General features: G+C 73.1%; 12 protein-coding genes. 10 read left to right on the top strand and 2 right to left on the bottom strand.

Going from position 1 to position 13,160, the window contains the following annotated elements:
• The first annotated feature begins 10 nt into the window (after positions 1 to 10).
• The 4 genes from ACIQVZ_RS16040 (at position 11) to glmM (ending at position 4,432) form a co-directional block, all read left to right on the top strand.
• On the top strand, positions 11 to 1,669 hold the full coding sequence (locus ACIQVZ_RS16040; RefSeq protein WP_350877126.1) for an ATP-binding cassette domain-containing protein: 1,659 nt from the start codon (positions 11 to 13) through the stop codon (positions 1,667 to 1,669).
• A 234-nt stretch (positions 1,670 to 1,903) separates the two neighbouring features.
• Positions 1,904 to 2,347, top strand: a complete 444-nt coding sequence (gene rplM, locus ACIQVZ_RS16035; protein WP_030055846.1) for a 50S ribosomal protein L13 — start codon at positions 1,904 to 1,906, stop codon at positions 2,345 to 2,347.
• Positions 2,348 to 2,392: 45 nt separating this feature from the next.
• Positions 2,393 to 2,902 (top strand): 30S ribosomal protein S9, encoded by a 510-nt coding sequence (gene rpsI, locus ACIQVZ_RS16030; protein ID WP_350877128.1) that lies wholly within the window; start codon positions 2,393 to 2,395, stop codon positions 2,900 to 2,902.
• Positions 2,903 to 3,067: 165 nt separating this feature from the next.
• The gene (gene glmM, locus ACIQVZ_RS16025) at positions 3,068 to 4,432 is read left to right on the top strand and encodes a phosphoglucosamine mutase (RefSeq protein WP_350877130.1); all 1,365 of its coding nucleotides are present in this window, start codon (positions 3,068 to 3,070) and stop codon (positions 4,430 to 4,432) included.
• Positions 4,433 to 4,493: 61 nt separating this feature from the next.
• On the opposite strand, the gene coaA is transcribed toward glmM, so the two are convergent.
• Positions 4,494 to 5,489 (bottom strand): type I pantothenate kinase, encoded by a 996-nt coding sequence (coaA, locus tag ACIQVZ_RS16020; protein WP_350877132.1) that lies wholly within the window; start codon positions 5,487 to 5,489, stop codon positions 4,494 to 4,496.
• A gap of 99 nt (positions 5,490 to 5,588) precedes the next feature.
• On the opposite strand from coaA, the gene glmS reads away from it, so the two are divergent.
• On the top strand, positions 5,589 to 7,445 hold the full coding sequence (gene glmS / locus ACIQVZ_RS16015) for a glutamine--fructose-6-phosphate transaminase (isomerizing) (RefSeq protein ID WP_350877134.1): 1,857 nt from the start codon (positions 5,589 to 5,591) through the stop codon (positions 7,443 to 7,445).
• A 6-nt stretch (positions 7,446 to 7,451) separates the two neighbouring features.
• Here the strand turns inward: glmS and ACIQVZ_RS16010 are convergent, their stop codons facing one another.
• Complete coding sequence (locus ACIQVZ_RS16010) at positions 7,452 to 8,027, bottom strand: Uma2 family endonuclease (RefSeq protein ID WP_402450512.1); 576 nt, start codon at positions 8,025 to 8,027, stop codon at positions 7,452 to 7,454.
• Between the two features lie 182 nt (positions 8,028 to 8,209).
• On the opposite strand from ACIQVZ_RS16010, the gene ACIQVZ_RS16005 reads away from it, so the two are divergent.
• The 5 genes from ACIQVZ_RS16005 to ACIQVZ_RS15985 all read left to right on the top strand — a co-directional run bounded on the left by ACIQVZ_RS16005 (position 8,210) and on the right by ACIQVZ_RS15985 (position 13,153).
• The gene (locus tag ACIQVZ_RS16005; RefSeq protein ID WP_402450471.1) at positions 8,210 to 9,685 is read left to right on the top strand and encodes an NAD(P)H-hydrate dehydratase; all 1,476 of its coding nucleotides are present in this window, start codon (positions 8,210 to 8,212) and stop codon (positions 9,683 to 9,685) included.
• Between the two features lie 172 nt (positions 9,686 to 9,857).
• Positions 9,858 to 11,057 carry an alanine racemase gene (alr, locus tag ACIQVZ_RS16000; RefSeq protein ID WP_402450469.1) on the top strand — a complete coding sequence of 400 codons (1,200 nt, stop codon included), beginning with the start codon at positions 9,858 to 9,860 and terminating at the stop codon, positions 11,055 to 11,057.
• Positions 11,054 to 12,247, top strand: a complete 1,194-nt coding sequence (locus ACIQVZ_RS15995) for an alpha/beta fold hydrolase (RefSeq protein WP_402450467.1) — start codon at positions 11,054 to 11,056, stop codon at positions 12,245 to 12,247. The genes alr and ACIQVZ_RS15995 overlap by 4 nt, the downstream gene beginning before the upstream one ends.
• A gap of 96 nt (positions 12,248 to 12,343) precedes the next feature.
• Positions 12,344 to 12,841, top strand: coding sequence for a tRNA (adenosine(37)-N6)-threonylcarbamoyltransferase complex ATPase subunit type 1 TsaE (tsaE, locus tag ACIQVZ_RS15990; protein ID WP_363580138.1), 498 nt, complete (start codon positions 12,344 to 12,346; stop codon positions 12,839 to 12,841).
• A gap of 117 nt (positions 12,842 to 12,958) precedes the next feature.
• On the top strand, positions 12,959 to 13,153 hold the full coding sequence (locus ACIQVZ_RS15985) for a hypothetical protein (RefSeq protein WP_063348989.1): 195 nt from the start codon (positions 12,959 to 12,961) through the stop codon (positions 13,151 to 13,153).
• The last annotated feature ends 7 nt before the right edge of the window (positions 13,154 to 13,160 follow it).

The following is a 13,160-nucleotide window of genomic DNA, read 5'->3' as shown; positions in this document are numbered from 1 at the left end:
AATCGTCCGCATGGGACACGTCGAGATTTCGCACCTGGAGTACTACCTGCCGGACGGGCGGGTGCTGTTCGACGACGCGTCCTTCCGGGTCGGCGAGGGCGCCGCGGTCGCCCTGGTCGGCGCCAACGGGGCCGGCAAGACCACCCTGCTGCGGATGATCGCGGGGGACCTCCAGCCGCACGGCGGCACGGTGACGATCAGCGGCGGGCTCGGCGTGATGCGCCAGTTCGTCGGCACCACCGGCCGCGAGGACGAGCGGGCCACCCCGGGCGCGCTGGCGCCGGACGCCTCGGTCCGCGACCTGCTGGTGTCCGTCGCCCCCGAGCGGATCGCCGTCGCCGCCCGCGCGGTGGACGCCGCCGAGCTGGCGATGATCGCCCAGGACGACGAGAAGACCCAGATGGCCTACGCCCAGGCGCTCTCCGACTGGGCCGACGTCGGCGGCTACGACTACGAGACCGACTGGGACGTCTGCACCATGGCGGCCCTCGGGATGCCCTTCGACAAGGCCCAGTGGCGCGGCCTGAACACCCTCTCGGGCGGTGAGCAGAAGCGGCTCGTCCTGGAGGCGCTGCTGCGCGGCCCCGAAGAGGTGCTGCTGCTCGACGAGCCCGACAACTACCTGGACGTCCCGGGCAAGCGCTGGCTGGAGGAGGCCCTCAAGGCCACCTCGAAGACCGTCCTGTTCATCTCGCACGACCGCGAGCTGCTCTCCGAGGCCGCCGACAAGATCATCGCCGTCGAGTCCGGCGCGGCCGGGAGCAGCGTCTGGGTGCACGGCGGCGGTTTCGACAGCTTCCACGAGGCCCGCAAGGACCGCTTCGCGCGCTTCGAGGAGCTGGGCCGGCGCTGGGACGAGGAACACGCCAAGCTCAAGAAGCTGGTCGTCACCCTGCGCCAGGCGGCCTCCGTCAGCCACGCGCTCGCCACCCGCTACGCCGCCGCCCAGACCCGGCTGAAGAAGTTCGAGGAGGCCGGCCGCCCGGAGGAGCCCCCGCGCGAGCAGAGCATCACCATGCGGCTCAAGGGCGGGCGCACCGGTGTGCGCTCCTTCACCGTGGAGCAGCTGGAGCTCACCGGTCTCATGAAGCCCTTCGACCTGGAGGTGTTCTACGGCGAGCGGGTCGCCGTGCTCGGCTCCAACGGCTCCGGCAAGTCGCACTTCCTGCGGCTGCTGGCGGGCGACGAGAGCGTCGCGCACACCGGCACCTGGAAGCTCGGCGCCCGGGTCGTCCCCGGCCACTTCCGGCAGACCCACGCCCACCCGGAGCTGTTCGGCCGGACGGTGCGCTCGATCGTCGAGGAGGAGCACGCGCTCAGCCGCAGCGCCGCGATGGGCGCGCTGCGCCGCTACGAGCTGGACCGGCAGGAGGAGCAGAAGTTCGAGTCGCTGTCCGGTGGGCAGCAGGCCCGGCTGATGATCCTCAAGCTCGAACTCTCCGGCGTGACGGCCCTGTTGCTCGACGAGCCGACCGACAACCTGGACCTGGACAGCGCCGAGGCGCTGCAGGCCGGGCTGGAGGCCTTCGACGGCACCGTGCTGTGCGTCACCCACGACCGCTGGTTCGCGAAGACCTTCGACCGCTACCTGGTGTTCGGCGCCGACGGCCGGGTCTACGAGTCGCCCGAGCCGGTCTGGGACGTCAGCCGGGTGGAGCGCGAACGCTGAGTGACGGCGGGGGTGGGGGAAGCCGATTTTTGACCCCCACCCGCCCGCCCGGTAACCTGGACGCTTGATGTGCGTATTGGCTCGCTCTATCTCACGTGAGAGGTCGGTACGCCGGAGACATCAGGTTCGACGACCAGCGGTCCCCCTTGAATTGCGTCCAAGGGTGGCCAGGCTGCTCTTCCGTCCCAGGTGCTCCTGTCAGGACTCACTCACTGAAAAGCGAAGGCTACGACCGTGCGTACGTACAGCCCCAAGCCCGGCGACGTCCAGCGTCAGTGGCACGTCATCGACGCGACCGACGTCGTGCTCGGCCGTCTGGCTTCCCAGGCCGCCAACCTCCTCCGGGGTAAGCACAAGGCGATCTACGCGCCGCACGTTGACACTGGTGACTTCGTCATCATCATCAACGCCGACAAGGTGCACCTGTCCGGTAACAAGAAGACCCAGAAGCTGGCCTACCGCCACTCTGGCTTCCCGGGCGGTCTGCGGTCGGTGCGCTACGACGACCTGCTGGCGAACAACCCGGAGAAGGCCGTCGAGAAGGCCATCAAGGGCATGATCCCCAAGAACAGCCTGGGCCGCCAGATGCTCTCGAAGCTGAAGGTCTACTCGGGCGACCAGCACCCGCACGCTGCCCAGCAGCCGGTGCCGTTCGAGATCACCCAGGTCGCGCAGTAATTCGGCCACCAAGCCCCCCAACACTGAAAAGAGCTGAGGAACACCGTGGCCGAGACCACTGAAACCCTTGAGGTCGACTTCGACGAGGCCGTTGAGGCCGTCGAGGGCGAGTACACCTCCGAGGAGAGCTACACCTCCGAGTCGCTGGCCGGCCGCTTCGGCGAGGCCATCCCGGGCGCCGGCCTCGGCCGTCGCAAGGAGGCGATCGCCCGCGTGCGCATCGTCCCCGGCACCGGCCAGTGGAAGATCAACGGTCGCACCCTGGAGAACTACTTCCCCAACAAGGTGCACCAGCAGACCGTGAACGAGCCCTTCAAGCTCCTCGAGCTTGACGGCCGTTACGACGTCGTCGCCCGCATCAGCGGTGGCGGCGTCTCCGGCCAGGCCTACGCGCTGCGCCTCGGTGTGGCCCGTGCCCTGAACGAGGCCGACGTGGACAACAACCGCGGCGCGCTGAAGAAGGCCGGCTTCCTGACCCGTGACGCCCGCGCCGTCGAGCGCAAGAAGGCCGGTCTCAAGAAGGCCCGCAAGGCGCCGCAGTACAGCAAGCGCTAATCGCGTCCCTGGGGGTGCGGTCCGCCCTGGCGGCGCACCCCCTGGTTGCGCGAACCGTCGCCCCGGAGTACCACGTGTACTCCGGGGCGACGTGTTCCCCGGCTATCGTGCGGCGGCCGGGTGCCATCGGTTGGGTTCCGAGCAGTGGTGATGGAGGACGGGACAGTGGGACGACTCTTCGGTACGGACGGCGTGCGCGGGGTGGCCAACGAGGGTCTGACGGCCGAGCTGGCGCTCGGGCTGTCGGTCGCGGCGGCCCATGTGCTCGGCGAGGCCGGCGCCTTCGAGGGCCACCGGCCGGTCGCGGTGGTCGGCCGGGACCCGCGCGCCTCGGGCGAGTTCCTGGAGGCCGCTGTCATCGCCGGCCTGGCGAGCGCCGGCGTCGACGTGCTCCGGGTCGGCGTGCTGCCGACCCCGGCTGTGGCGTATCTCACCGGCGCGCTCGGCGCCGACTTCGGCGTGATGCTCTCCGCCAGCCACAACGCGATGCCCGACAACGGCATCAAGTTCCTCGCCCGCGGCGGCCACAAGCTGGACGACCGCATCGAGGACGCGATCGAGACCCACTACCGCAAGCACACGCTCGGCAGCGAGGACTGGAACCGCCCGACCGGCGCCGCCGTCGGCCGGGTGCGCGAGTACACCGAGGGCTTCGACAAGTACGTCGCCCACCTGATCGGCGTGCTGCCCAACCGCCTCGACGGCATCAAGGTCGTCATCGACGGCGCCCACGGCGCGGCCGCCTACGTCGCCCCCGAGGCCTTCGCCCGGGCCGGCGCCGAGGTCGTCCACACCCTGGGGGCGGAGCCCACCGGCCTCAACATCAACGACGGCGTCGGCTCCACCCACCTGGACCGGCTGCGGGCCGCCATGACGGAGTACCGCGCCGACCTCGGCATCGCCCTCGACGGCGACGCCGACCGCTGCCTGGCCGCCGACGCGGACGGCAACGAGGTGGACGGCGACCAGATCATCGCCATCCTGGCCGTCGCCATGAAGGACGCCGGCACCCTGCGCCGCAACACCGCGGTGGCCACCGTGATGTCCAACCTCGGCTTCAAGCTGGCGATGGAGCGCGAGGGCGTCGACCTGGTGGAGACCGCCGTCGGCGACCGGTACGTGCTGGAGGCGATGAAGGAGCACGGCTTCGCGCTGGGCGGCGAGCAGTCCGGCCACGTCATCCTGCTCGACCACGCCACCACCGGCGACGGCACCCTGACCGGCCTCATGCTGGGCGCCCGACTGGCCGCCACCAAGCAGCCGCTGGCCGACCTGGCCGCCGTGATGACCCGTCTGCCGCAGCAGCTGATCAACGTCAGGGGCGTCGACAAGAGCCGGGTGAACACCAGCGTCGAGCTGGCCGCCGCCGTCTCCGAGGCCGAGGCCGAACTGGGCTCCACCGGCCGGGTGCTGCTGCGTTCGTCCGGCACCGAGCCGCTGGTCCGGGTCATGGTCGAGGCCGCCGACCCGGTGCAGGCCGAGTCCGTCGCGCAGCGGCTGGCCGAGGCCGTGCGGACGCACCTGGGCTGAACGGGCCCGGCATGACGGAAGGGGCCCCGCCGCCGGCGGGGCCCCTTTTGTCGCATCGGTGTCAGAGCTTGCGCAGCAGCGCCCGGCGGACCTTGTGGTCCGCCCCCTTCTGGAGGATCAGGGTCGCCCGGCCGCGGGTCGGCAGCACGTTCTCCAGCAGGTTCGGCTTGTTGATGGTGCGCCAGACCTGTCGGCCGTACTCCATCGCCTCCTCCTCCGGCACCTCGGTGAAGCGGCGGAAGTAGGAGTTCGGGTCCTGGAAGGCGGTCTCGCGGAGCTTGCGGAAGCGGTCCAGGTACCAGTGCTCGATGTCGTCGGTGCGGGCGTCGACGTAGATCGAGAAGTCGAAGTAGTCGGCCACCGCCAGACGGGTGCGCCCGTCGCTGCCGGGCAGGGCCGGCTGGAGCACGTTCAGGCCCTCGACGATCAGGATGTCCGGGCGCTCCACGGTGAGCCGCTCGCCCTGCACGATGTCGTACACCAGGTGCGAGTACACCGGTGCGGTGACGCGCTCCTTGCCCGCCTTCACGTCCGCGACGAAGCGCATCAGCGCCCGGCGGTCGTACGACTCCGGGAAGCCCTTGCGGGCCATCAGGCCCCGGCGGCGCAGCTCGGCGTTGGGCAGCAGGAAGCCGTCCGTGGTCACCAGCTCGACCCGCGGGTGCTCGGGCCAGCGGGCGAGCAGGGCCTGGAGCAGGCGGGCCGTCGTCGACTTGCCGACCGCGACCGAGCCGGCCACCCCGATGATGAACGGGGTGCGGGTGCGCTCGGTGTCCGGCGTGTCCAGGAAGGTGCCCAGCGTGCCGCGCAGCTCGTGCGTGGCGTGGATGTACAGGTTCAGCAGCCGGGACAGCGGCAGGTAGACGTCGCGGACCTCGTCCAGGTCGAGGGCGGTACCGAGGCCGCGTAGCCGTTCCACCTCCTCGGCGGTCAGCGGCAGCGGCGTACGCTCGCGCAGTGCGCTCCACTCGGCCCGACTGAGGTCCACGTAGGGGGACGGCGACGGGCCGGGCGTGGCGGCGCCCCGCGTACAGAGTTCGGTCAGCACATGCTCCATTGTGAGCCGTGGCGGCGTTCACCGTGGTTGTGGTGTCGGTCACGCACTGTTCGCGGCAATCGGGAAAAGGGCCTCAGAACCGCCCTTATGCTGGCACGCATGTGCGGAATTGTTGGATACGTGGGCGCGCAGTCCGCCCTCGACGTAGTAATCGCAGGCCTGCAGCGACTGGAGTACCGGGGCTACGACTCGGCCGGTGTCGCGGTGCAGGCGCAGGACTCCGACGGGCAGTGGAGTCTGGTCACCGACAAGCGGGCCGGCAAGCTCGCCAACCTGGAGAAGTCGCTCGCCGAGACCCCTCTGCCCGGCGGCACCACCGGCATCGGCCACACCCGCTGGGCCACCCACGGCGGCCCGACGGACGCCAACGCCCACCCCCACCTGGACGACCACCTCCGGGTGGCCGTGGTGCACAACGGCATCATCGAGAACTTCGCCCAGCTGCGGGCCGAGATCGCCGAGCGCGGCCACACCCTCCGCTCCGAGACCGACACCGAGGTCGTCGCGCACCTGCTCGGCGAGGCCTACGACGGCGACCTCGCGGAGGCCATGCGAGTGGTCTGCCGCCGCCTCGACGGCGCCTTCACCCTCGTCGCCGTGCACGCCGACGCGCCGGACGTGGTCGTCGGCGCCCGCCGCAACTCGCCGCTCGTGGTCGGGCGCGGCGAGGGCGAGAACTTCCTCGCCTCCGACGTCTCCGCGTTCATCGAGCACACCCGCGAGGCCGTCGAGCTGGGTCAGGACCAGGTCGTCGAGCTGCGCCGGGACGGCGTCACGGTGACCAACTTCGACGGCACCCCGGCCGACGTGCGCGAGTACCACGTCGACTGGGACGCCTCGGCCGCCGAGAAGGGCGGCTACGACTACTTCATGCTCAAGGAGATCGCCGAGCAGCCGAAGGCCGTCGCCGACACCCTCCTCGGCCGGATCGGCACCGACGGCCGGCTCATCCTCGACGAGCTGCGCATCTCCGACGCGGACCTGCGCTCGGTCGACAAGGTCGTCATCGTCGCCTGCGGCACCGCCTTCCACGCCGGCATGATCGCCAAGTACGCGATCGAGCACTGGACCCGCATCCCCTGCGAGGTCGAGGTCGCCTCCGAGTTCCGCTACCGCGACCCGATCATGGGCCCGGGCACGCTGGTCATCGCCATCTCCCAGTCCGGCGAGACCATGGACACCCTGATGGCCCTGCGGCACGCCCGGGAGCAGGGCGCCAAGGTGCTGGCGATCTGCAACACCAACGGCTCCACCATCCCGCGCGAGTCGGACGCGGTGCTGTACACCCACGCCGGCCCCGAGGTCGCCGTCGCCTCCACCAAGGCGTTCCTGACCCAGCTGGTCGCCTGCTACCTGGTCGCCCTCTACCTGGGCCAGGTGCGCGGCACCAAGTGGGGCGACGAGATCTTCGCCGTCATCAAGGAGCTCGGCGACGCGCCCAAGCAGGTCGAGCAGGTCCTGGAGACCATGGAGCCGGTGCGCGAGCTGGCCCGCTCGCTCGCCGACGCGCGCTCGGTGCTGTTCCTCGGCCGTCACGTCGGCTTCCCGGTGGCCCTGGAGGGCGCGCTCAAGCTCAAGGAGCTGGCGTACATGCACGCCGAGGGCTTCGCGGCGGGCGAGCTCAAGCACGGCCCGATCGCGCTGATCGAGGAGGGGCTGCCGGTCGTCGTGGTCGTCCCCTCGCCGCGCGGGCGGTCGATCCTGCACGACAAGATCGTCTCCAACATCCAGGAGATCCGGGCCCGTGGCGCCCGCACCATCGTGATCGCGGAGGAGGGTGACGAGGCGGTCGTCCCGTATGCGGACCACCTGATCCGCATCCCGGTCACCCCGACCCTGCTCCAGCCGCTGGTCTCCACCGTGCCGCTCCAGGTCTTCGCGTGCGAGCTGGCGACGGCCAAGGGCCACGAGGTCGACCAGCCCCGCAACCTGGCCAAGTCGGTCACCGTCGAGTAGTAGCGCTCACGGCGTCCCTGCGGTGGCTGTGCCCTGCCGCAGGGGCGCCGTGTCGAGCGTGAAGGAGAAGGGGGCGGGCAGGTCGACCGGCTTGCCGAAGTCGGTCCGGGTGTGGGCCGTGTAGTCGCTGTTCTCGGGCTCGGTGAAGAGGGTGACCTTGCCGGCGGTGCGGTCGATCAGCAGGTAGCAGGGGATGCCCGCAGCGGCGTAGCCCTTGCGCTTCGGCTCGCGGTCCTTGTACGGGTTGGTCGAGGTGATCTCGAAGACCAGGAGGACTCCCTCTGCGGAGGCCCACGAATCCGCATGCTCGAAGTGACCGGCCGGGCTGACCGTGCCGTCCGGGATGAAGCGCCCCTTGGGTGTGACCAGCCCCTTGTTCCCGGAGATGTCCAGTTCAGCCTCCACCTTGCGCATGAACTGACGGTTGAGCAGCGAGAACGCGGTCTCGTGGGCTCCGTCCCGCGGCGGCGTCACGACGATCTCCCCTTCGATGAATTCAGCCTTGCTTCCCAGCGGGGTGTCCAGCTCCAGAAACGCCTGGAGGAGGCTGTCCTCGCCCAGCGGGTGCTCGATTGCCGGCATGGCGACCATGGCCCTTCTCCCTCCTGTGGGTCCGTGCCGAGCGACAAGGTAGGCGTACGGACCGACACCGGCAGGGGAACGAAGTGGGTGTCACTCGAAAGTGTGCCGCAGGCCCGGCCCGTGGGACGGTGACGCGGGCTAGCGTCGGCGGGTAGCCCGCGACCGCTGAAGGAGTTCTCCCCATGCGTCATGCACATCCTGTGGAAACCGTCCGGGCCGCCGAGGCCGCGCTGATGGCGCGGCTGCCGGAGGGGACGCTGATGCAGCGGGCGGCCGCCGGGCTGGCGGCGACCTGTGCCCGGCTGCTGGCGGGGCGTCGGGGGCGGGTGTACGGCAGTCGGGTGGTGGTGCTGGCCGGCAGCGGGGACAACGGGGGTGACGCCCTGTACGCCGGGGCGGCGCTGGCCCGGCGGGGCGCGCGGGTGACGGCGGTGCTGCTCGCGCCGGAGCGTGCGCACGCGGGTGGGCTGGCCGCGCTGCGGGCTTCCGGCGGGCGGGTGGTGGTAGATCAGGAAGTCGGCCTGGCCGACTTCTCGCGCGCCGACCTGGTGCTGGACGGCATCGTCGGCATCGGCGGCCGGGGCGGGCTGCGGGACGGGGCCCGGCCGTACGCGCGGGCCGGGCGGCGCGGGGTCGTGGTGGCCGTCGACCTGCCCAGCGGGGTCGACGCCGACACCGGCGAGGTGCCGGGCGAGGCGCTGCGCGCGGACGTCACGGTCTGCTTCGGCACGTACAAGCCGGGCCTGCTGGTCGACCCGGGCGCCTCCTACGCGGGCGCCGTCCAGCTGGTCGGGATCGGACTGGAGCCGCCCGCGCCGGAGGTGACGGCGCTGCAGCACGCGGACGTGGCGGCGCTGCTGCCGCTGCCGGGTGCCGAGAGCGACAAGTACCGGCGGGGCGTGGTCGGGGTGGCGGCCGGTTCGGCGACGTACCCGGGCGCGGCGCTGCTGGCGGTCGCCGGGGCGCTGCACGGCGGCGCGGGCGCCGTCCGGTACGTCGGCACGGCGGCCGAGGAGGTGGTGCGGCGCTTCCCGGAGGTGCTGGTCACCGAGGGGGGGCCGGCCGGGGCCGGGCGGGTGCAGGCCTGGGTGGTCGGGCCGGGCGGCGGCGAGGGGGCGCGGCAGGCGCTGGCCGAGGCGCTGTCGAGCGACGTCCCGGTCCTCGTGGACGCGGACGGGCTGACCGAGCTGGCCCGGCTCGGCCCGGACGCGCTGGCCGGCCGGACGGCCCCCACCCTGCTCACCCCGCACACCGGCGAGGCCGCCCGGCTGCTCGCGGGCGCGGACGGCACCGCGCCGCCGCCCGCCGACTCGCTGGCCGCCGCCCGGCTGGCCACCGCCCGCCGACTGGCGGCCGCCTACCGGGCGACGGTCCTGCTCAAGGGCTCCACCACGGTGATCGCCGACCCGGGCGGCGCCGTCCGGGTCAACCCGACCGGCACGTCCTGGCTGGCCACCGCCGGCAGCGGCGACGTCCTGGCGGGCCTGGCGGGCTCCCTGCTGGCGGCCGGCCTGTCGCCGCTGGACGCCGCGTCGGTGGCCGCCTACCTGCACGGCCTGGCGGGCCGCCACGCGGCGGGCGATCCGGGCGCGCCGGTGACGGCGCCCGCGGTGGCGCAGGCGCTGCCCGCGGTGTGGCGGGCGGTGCGGGAGGCGTAGGCCCGGGGCGGCCGGGGTGGGCGGTGCGGAACCGATCACTCCTCCGTGGGCGTCCGGACAGGGTGACGAGCGGTGCGCCGCAGGTCGGCGCGGTGCCGGGGCCCCCGGCACCGGCCGCCGCACGGACGGGCCGTTCGGCGAGGACTCCGGGATGTCTGGGAGACTGACCCTGATGACAACTGCGAACACGACCGGCACGGCCACCCTGACCGACGGCGTACGGGCCGAGGCGACCATCGATCTGGCCGCCCTGCGCGGCAACCTCGCCGCGCTGCGCGAGCGTGTCGGCAGCTCGGCGGTGATGCTCGCGGTCAAGGCGGACGCCTACGGCCACGGCGCCGTCGAGTGCGCCCGGGAGGCGGTCGCGAACGGGGTCGGCTGGCTCGGCTGCGCGACGCCCGAGGAGGCGCTGGCACTGCGGGCCGCGGGCATCCGCCCGGAGCAGGCCCGCGTCCTGTGCTGGCTGTGGACGCCGGGCGGGCCGTGGCGGGAGGCGCTGCGCGCGGGCATCGACATCTCGGTGAGCGGCCAGTGGGCGCTGGACGAGCTGCTGCCGGCCGTCCGGGAGACCGGCATCCCGGCCCGGGTGCACCTGAAGGCGGACACCGGTCTGGGCCGCAACGGCTGCCAGCCGCACGACTGGCCGCACCTGGTGGCCGCCGTCCGCCGCGCCGAGGCGGAGGGGCTGCTGACCGTCGTCGGCGTCTGGTCGCACTTCGCCGCCGCCGACGAGCCGGGCCACCCGTCGATCCAGGCCCAGCTGGACTCCTTCCACGCGGCGCTGGCCCGAGCCGAGGCCGCCGGGCTGCGCCCGGAGGTGCGGCACCTGGCGAACTCGCCGGCCACCCTGCTGCTCCCGCAGTCGCACTTCGACCTGGTCCGCACCGGCCTGGCCGCGTACGGGCTGTCGCCGGTGCCGGAGGTCGGGTCGCCGGCCGACTTCGGGCTGCGCCCGGTGATGGCGCTGACCGCGCGGCTGGCGCTGGTCAAGCACGTTCCGGGCGGGCACGGGGTCAGCTACGGCCACCACTACGTGACGCCGGGCCCGACCACGCTGGGCCTGGTCCCGGTCGGCTACGGCGACGGCATCCCGCGGCACGCCAGCGGCACCGGCCCGGTGCAGATCGGCGGCAAGTGGCGCACGATCGCCGGCCGGGTGGCGATGGACCAGTTCGTCGTGGACCTGGGCGGGGACACCCCCGCGATCGGCGACGAGGTGCTGCTGTTCGGCAACGGCGAGCAGGGCGAGCCGACCGCCGAGGACTGGGCCCGGGCCTGCGGCACCATCTCGTACGAGATCGTGACCCGGATCGGCGCCCGGGTCCCGCGCCGCTACCTGGGCGGCAGCCGCACCGAGGGCGCGGGCGCATGACGGAGGGACCGGCCGAGAACAGCCCGGTCGCGGCGGTGGCCAAGGCGGCCGGCGCGGCCTCCGGGGTGAGCCGGGCCGGTGTGATCGGGATCTCGGTCGGCGTGCTGGCGGCCGGGGCGGCCGCCGGGGTGGCGATAGAGCGGCTGACCGTCGGCCGGGCGACCCGCCGCCGGGCCCGGGCCGAGCTGGACGCCGAAGCCCCGTACGGCTCGCTGCGCGGGCGCCCGCGGACGGTGGCCGCGCCGGACGGCACCGAGCTGTACGTCGAGCTGGACGGCACCGGCCCCGAGCCGGACGGCGACACCTCCGGCCCCGAGCCGCTGACCGTGGTGTTCTGCCACGGCTACTGCCTCAACCAGGACAGCTGGCACTTCCAGCGGGCCGCGCTGCGCGAGGGACTGCGGCTGGTCTTCTGGGACCAGCGCAGCCACGGCCGCTCCGAGCGCTCCCGCTCCTACCTGACCGGTGAGCCGGCCAGCATCGACCAGCTGGGCGGCGACCTGAAGGCGGTGATCGACGCCGTCGCGCCGACCGGGCCGCTGGTGCTGGTGGGCCACTCGATGGGCGGCATGACGGTGATGGCGCTGGCCGACCAGCACCCGGAGCTGTTCCGGGAGAGGGTCGCCGGGGTGGCGCTGATCGGCACGCTGGCGGGGGACTGGAACGAGGTCAGCCTCGGGTTGCCGTCGGCCGGCGCGAAGCTGTTCAAGAAGGTCGCGCCCGGGATGATGCGGCTGCTGGGCCGTCAGGTCGAGCTGGTGGAGGCGAGCCGGCGGCTGGGCGCGGACGTCGCCGCCGTCTTCTACCGGAGGTTCTCCTTCGGCGGGCGGGACGTCGACCCGGGCGTGGTGCGGTTCGCCGAGCAGCTGCTGGACGCCACCCCGATCGACGTGGTCGCCGAGTTCTACCCGGTGTTCGGCACGCACGAGAAGTACGCGGCGCTCGCCGCCCTGAGCGGCCTGCCGACACTGGTGCTGGCGGGTACCAAGGACCTGCTGACGCCGTCGGCGCACAGCGAGGCGATGGTCGCGCGGCTGCCCGGCGCGGAGCTGGTCCTGGTGGAGGGCGCCGGGCACCTGGTGATGCTGGAGCGCCCGGAGCTGGTCGACCACGAGCTGGTGGCGCTGCTGCGCCGGGCCGCCGACTTCGCCGCCGCCGAGCCGCCCCCGGCGGCCCTGGACGGCTCCTGACCCCTTCCCGGCGCGCGCGGGGCCGGCGATGTGGCACGGTAGCGGTGGCGGCCGGCGGTCGGCACGCCGGTACGGACCGAAGGGCAAGACACGCGCATGGGCTCGCACGCCACTCTCACCGTCCCCACCCCGGAGCGGATGGGCCGGCTCGGCCGGGAGCTGGCCGCGCTGCTGCGGCCCGGGGACCTGGTGCTGCTCTCCGGTGAACTGGGAGCGGGGAAGACCACGCTGACCCGGGGCCTGGGGGAGGGGCTGGGGGTCCGCGGGGCGGTGACCTCGCCGACCTTCGTGATCGCCCGGGTGCACCCGTCGCTGGTCGGCGGCCCGGCGCTGGTGCACGTGGACGCGTACCGGCTCGGCGGGGACCTGGACGAGATGGAGGACCTCGACCTGGACGTCTCGCTGCCGGAGTCGGTGGTCGTGGTCGAGTGGGGCGAGGGCAAGGTCGAGCGGCTGTCCGAGGACCGGCTGGAGGTGCGGATCGAGCGCGCCCTCGGCGACACCGTCGACGAGGACGACCTGGACCCGCGCCGGGTGGTGCTGACCGGCCTCGGTCCGCGCTGGGCGGGTGTCGCGCTGGAGGCGCTCGGCTGAGGCCCGCACCCGGGTGTGCGCCGTTTTGCCGACGGGCTGTCGGGAAGTGTTGCGGGCGGGGTGCCGGGCGTGGTGGGATGGGTGCTGCGGTTAGGTCTGCCTAACTAGGGAGGCGCCATGTCGAGCACCACCCCCGCCCCGAAGCGCGCCGGGCACGGCGCCGGGGCCGGAGAGTCCGCCCGCCGCGTCCAGGGGGCGCCGATGCGGGCGCTGCTGGCCGCCTGTGCGGCCGCCGAGGCGGTGTCCACCCCGCCCGAGCCGGAGCCCCGGCGGGCCGAGGAGCCGGAGACGGGCACACCCCGCGCGGCCTGACCCGCCC

Origin of the sequence: Kitasatospora sp. NPDC098663, assembly GCF_044760075.1 — a bacterium.
In the GTDB taxonomy this organism is placed as follows: Bacteria; Actinomycetota; Actinomycetes; order Streptomycetales; family Streptomycetaceae; genus Kitasatospora.
The sequence above is the reverse complement of the archived record's forward strand: the minus strand, read 5'-3'. Positions and strand labels throughout refer to the sequence as shown.